This is a genomic window from Streptomyces sp. NPDC002845 (assembly GCF_053591955.1).
Genome location: NZ_JBSFUU010000180.1, coordinates 1 through 4,802, shown reverse-complemented (window position 1 = coordinate 4,802; position 4,802 = coordinate 1). Strand labels below are relative to the sequence as shown.

The 4,802-nt window shown below is 67.3% G+C and carries 6 protein-coding genes; 1 reads left to right on the top strand and 5 read right to left on the bottom strand.

What is annotated here, in order from left to right; genetic code table 11:
- Positions 1 to 95: 95 nt before the first annotated feature.
- Positions 96 to 818: an IS5 family transposase gene (locus tag ACWD3C_RS47845; protein WP_451155009.1), complete on the top strand. Its 723-nt coding sequence runs from the start codon at positions 96 to 98 to the stop codon at positions 816 to 818.
- Here ACWD3C_RS47845 and ACWD3C_RS47840 read toward each other — a convergent pair.
- From ACWD3C_RS47840 to ACWD3C_RS47820, 5 genes are all read right to left on the bottom strand, one after another.
- Complete coding sequence (locus ACWD3C_RS47840) at positions 745 to 1,188, bottom strand: hypothetical protein (protein WP_451155007.1); 444 nt, start codon at positions 1,186 to 1,188, stop codon at positions 745 to 747. The genes ACWD3C_RS47845 and ACWD3C_RS47840 overlap by 74 nt on opposite strands.
- Positions 1,189 to 1,192: 4 nt before the next feature.
- The gene (locus tag ACWD3C_RS47835) at positions 1,193 to 1,927 is read right to left on the bottom strand and encodes a hypothetical protein (RefSeq protein ID WP_451155005.1); all 735 of its coding nucleotides are present in this window, start codon (positions 1,925 to 1,927) and stop codon (positions 1,193 to 1,195) included.
- Between the two features lie 77 nt (positions 1,928 to 2,004).
- Entirely contained in the window at positions 2,005 to 3,537 is a 1,533-nt protein-coding gene (locus ACWD3C_RS47830; protein ID WP_451155003.1) for an integrase, read from the bottom strand.
- Between the two features lie 223 nt (positions 3,538 to 3,760).
- Positions 3,761 to 4,027, bottom strand: a complete 267-nt coding sequence (locus ACWD3C_RS47825; protein ID WP_451155001.1) for a hypothetical protein — start codon at positions 4,025 to 4,027, stop codon at positions 3,761 to 3,763.
- Between the two features lie 540 nt (positions 4,028 to 4,567).
- On the bottom strand, positions 4,568 to 4,723 hold the full coding sequence (locus tag ACWD3C_RS47820) for a hypothetical protein (RefSeq protein WP_451154999.1): 156 nt from the start codon (positions 4,721 to 4,723) through the stop codon (positions 4,568 to 4,570).
- Positions 4,724 to 4,802 lie beyond the last annotated feature (79 nt).

The following is a 4,802-nucleotide window of genomic DNA, read 5'->3' as shown; positions in this document are numbered from 1 at the left end:
CAGGAAGATCTTCGTCGATCCCCTGGATAGCAGAGGCCCCTCCCGCATCCCCCACTCTTGACACCGCCAACGGGTCCTTAACTTCGTGGCATTGGATGCTGGATGCGATCCGGTACGTCACCGACAACGGCGTCAAGTGGCGCTCTATGCCCGCCGACTTCCCTGCCTGGGACCGGGTGTATGCCTTCTTCCGCAGGTGGCGGGAGCACGGCCTGGTCAAGGAGTTCCACGACCGGCTGCGCGGCCGGGCCCGCGAGGCCGAGGGCCGGGAGCAGGAGCCAACCGCGGCGGTCATCGACTCGCAGTCGGTCAGGGGCGCCGCCTCGGTGCCCGCCGCCACGCGCGGCTATGACGGCGGCAAGAAGATCAACGGAAGGCGCCGGCACGTCGTCACAGACTGCCTGGGCCTGCTGCTGATGGTGCTGGTGTGTGCTGCCGACGTCACCGACCGCCAGGCCGCCCGCGTCATGCTGCCCCGCCTGCGGGCACGGTTCCACAAGATCACGCTGGTGTGGGCCGACGGCGGCTACACCGGCCGCCTGGTCACCTGGGCGAAGGAGAAACTCCAGCTCACGCTGCAGATCGTCAAACGCAGCGATGACATGAAGGGATTCGTGGTACTCCCGAGACGTTGGGTAGTAGAGCGCACGCTGGGGTGGCTGATGCGCTCGCGTCGCCTGGTGCGTGACTTCGAGACACTGCCCGCCAGCAGCGAGGCGTTCATCTACTTCTCGCAGGCCATGCTCATGAGCCGTCGCCTCGCCCGCCCGGCTTCCCGGCGGCGGGAGGAATCGTCACGGCGGGCTGCCGCGGCGTGAACCGTCCGGACGGGGACACGGCCAGCCAGCCCCGTTCGGCCAGGCGCCTCGCCTTGGACCGTACCCCCTCGATCTTCGCCGGCACCAACTCCAGCCCCAGCCCGGATGCGATCTCCTTCGCCGACACACCCTCACCGCCTTGCGGACCGGACTCCACCAGCTCCACGATCCGCCGGTAATCCGGCGCGAGCGCCTCCACCGTCATCCCCTCCCCAAAGTGCGGCACGATCGACCCCGCGACCGGGACCTTCACCGCTTTGGCCTCCGGCACCGGCTCCGGCGCCTCCTGCACGGTCGCATCCGCCGCATCACCGGGGGCGGCCAGGGCCTCGGCCAGCTCCACCCGAGCGATCGCCCGGCGTTCCAACACGGCCTCAGCCGCAGCGAGTTCGGACAGGATCCGGTCCGCCTCCGCCTGAAGCTCCTCCACCCGCACCCGGGCAGCAGCCTCCCGCTCCTCCAGCAAACCCATCACCGACGCCACCGGCCACCTCCGCATCGTCGAGGACGAACTGATCGCCCGAACGCTCCCACGACGACACCGGAACCATGCCTGAGCAGCGGAAACTCAGTGACCACATCCGGTAAGACAACGGCTTCTCAATCATGTCGCCCGCCCGCCATCTGGTCAGCAGACGCGTGTTCTCGCCGATCCGCAGCCAGGCCGACCGGAACTGACGCTGAGCGGCCAACACCACCCGGTCCCGCTCAGCCTCCTCATAGGACTGCTTGCTCGGCATCGGCCTGGGGATCCGGCGGGCCAGTTCCTCCCCCACCGGGCCGTCAGCCAGTCGGGAGTCCTGCCGCAGCACCTGGCGGACCCCTGACAGCATGCCCTTGCCGGAGTTCGTGCTGATGTGTCGATCCCGCCAGCTCTGCATCATGGCGACGGTCAGTCCGTCCAGGTCATCCGGTGGACTGTCCAGCCGGGAGAGGAACTTCGCGAACAGCTGGATCTTGCTCCAGCAGGTCCCGGCAGTTCTGTGGCTGGTCCATCCGCGGGACTGGATGGCAAACGCCCTGGCCAGCGAGCGCTGCATCGGCCCTGCGACCGGCAGTTCAGCGAAGTCGTACGCCTTCTTGTAGCCGGCCCTGTTGGTCACCGTCACCACGAGTCCGTCCGGGGCCAACGGAGGATCGACGCGATGGCCAGCTGGCGGCAGGACAGCCTTGCGCCCCCGCCCGCTCACGACGCCCCCTCCAGGAGGGCGTCGATGTCCTGGATCCCGGCCGTCTCCCGGGCGAGCCGGGAGAAGACGTCGTCCATGTCTTCGACCTGCTCGTTCTGGCTGTCAGTGGTGTCGGCCATGGCGAGGATCGACTCCAGCTGCAAATGAGCGACCGGCGCGAGGTAATGCCGTTGCGTGGTCTCTATGTCCGAATGTCCGAGGATCGTCTTCACCAGCCACCAGGGATCCCCGAACAGCAGGGCAAAGTCCCGCCTCTCCGCCTTCGACAGCCCGTAGCGGGACTCGAAAAGCTCGTTCAGCAGGATCAGCATGTAGAGCGCCGCCGAATGTCGGGCGGAGTGCGGAGTGGCATACGGGCTCTTGCCCCGCACCTCCGCCAGCCGGAAGTCCCGAGTGATCGTCCGCTCCTTCTCGGTGAGCAAGACCTCCTCGCAGCGCTGGTTCGCGGTCCTGAACACCCCGTTCCACCGCTCGGGCGCCATCGGCAAGCCCTGCTCGGTCAGCCACAGATACGCAGGCTCCGGCCCCTCCGGCCCCTCCAGGAACAGCGACTGCCGTTCCACCCAGTCCAGCCGACTCAGTTCCTTCTCCCCGATGACGCCGTTGCGGTCGACCCACTCGACCTTCGGCTTCACCCCCCTCGTCACCCGAGTGATCAGCCGCATCTCCGGCAGCCGTTCGTAGCGGCCCATAGCCTGGGCCCGCTGGATGGCCCAGGCCCGTTCGGACTGGATGTAGGACTCGACCTGGCCGACCGCATCCACTGAGGCGTAGAAGACCCGGCTGTTCTTCGACCGCGTCACCGCCCCAGCTATCCGGCCATGGCAGTAGCGGCCGTGCCGCAGACGTTGAGTGGGCAGCTCAAATACCAGCAGGGACCCGCCCTCCTGCCGCCGCAGAGCCGACGACAACAGCAGCTGCACGAAGCCCGTGTTACGCATCTCCGTCCGCGAATCCCACCCCGGCGCCAGGAGACCACCACGCGTATAGCCACGCAGACCGATATCCGACCAAAGTCCCCAGGTCCGCGGCGTCAGCCACGACACCCGCGAGCTGACCGAATCCGCCGCCCGGTCCTCCCGCCGCGACACGTCCACCGGCAGCGGGCTCACTTTCCCCCACCGGAACAGCTTGGTGAAGGCGGCCGCCTCCCGGTCCCACTTCGTGCCGCTGATCCGCTCGGGGTTCTCCGGCGCCTCGCACCGCCAGTCCCGAAAATCATCCAGGTCCTGCTGGGTTGCGTGCCGCCACTCGGTCTCCCGTGAGGACAGAAACTCCAGCAACAGACGCATATCCGTCGAGTAGTTCCGCTTCGACTCACGTTCCATGTTCCGGAACGTGCTCGACCGGACGAAATCCAGAAGATCCGCATCAACCATTCCGTCCGGCCTCACGAACACCGGATCACCCGGCTTGAGTCCGATCCGGGCCACCGCCTCCGGCAGAGCCCGTACCCCCAGCACACCCTCGTCGGGCAGCGTGCCCCACCGACCTGGATCCGGCACCCGCACCACTTGCCACGTACTCAACTGCTATCACTCCTGACGCTTGAACTCACTCAAGCATCAGGGAAGTGGTGTCGGTCACCCGGCTGCGCAGCACGTGAACCGAGCCGAGCGACGCCGGGAAGCGGGAGCGACCGCGAAAATCTCCTTCTGCGTCGATCTCGTGTCCCACGGAGTAGCGGATGTGCCGGGGCCGGCGGTCGAATGACCGCCGGCCCCGACACAAGGAGGTCTGCGGGGTGCCCTTTCAACACCCGCGGGAGAAGGACGAAGACGAACACGTGGGTACGACGCCGCCGTTGGCCGGTTCGGCCGAGCTCGGCGGTACGGCCGCCCACCCGATCGACACAAGGAGCGACGCCACAACCACGCCGGAACCGATCGCGGCGACCAGGTCCCCCGTGGCGGGCACCGTGGTGCTGCTCTTCTTCGTGTGGTGGTACACGCCGAACCCGACGGCCGCCGACACCATCGCGACGAGCAGCAGGCCGGGAGTGATCACGAGCATGGTCATCGGACGGTCGGCATCTCCACCCGCGCGACGACACCGCCGACCTCTTCGGACGATCCGCACGAGCCGACGACCGCGCTTGTGTCCGTTTCCGCTGGTCGGAGCGACTGTCCGAGGCATCGTGTAGCTTCAGGAATGTCAGTCAAGGGTTCCTCCTACTGCCAGTACAAGGGGGTTGGGGACGACCCGGGACACACCGGGAGCCCTGGGATGCGGCAGCCGCCAAGCAAAGTCCGCATTTCCAGGGCTCTTTGGTAGTGCACAGCGTCCTGACACCCATGACGCTACCGGCCGGGACTGCAATGCGATGTCCGTGCCCGGCACCGGCAAAGCCCCGCCTGCTGCTGCCAATCAGCGCATCTCCGCATGTCGCAGACGTGAGCGGCCAGGAGACGTGCCGGCCGCCCTGCCGAGCCCACAGGTCCTGGCGGAGGGCGAACTCCAAGAACTCCCACCTGTTGTCCTCTCGCCGATCGCGTCGCAGCAGCCGTAGATCGACGGCTCCTCGGGGTCCCCGGCGGCGGCAGGGCCCAGGGCCAGGTATCAGAGTTCGGCGAGGTCTCGGATGGTTGCGGTGCCGGCCCGGACGACCCAGATTCCGCTGCCGGACGGTGTCTCCTTCGAGTGGGTCTTGAGGTCGTCGATGTCTACGGTTGGCGGCCACTGGGTGGTGTATTGCGACCAGTGAGCACGGTGCATCGTGAAAACTGCACGTCAGATGGCCTGGTGTGCGTAGGCGTCGGGAGGCTCGGGCAGGTCCGCAGCGGTAGTCCACCGA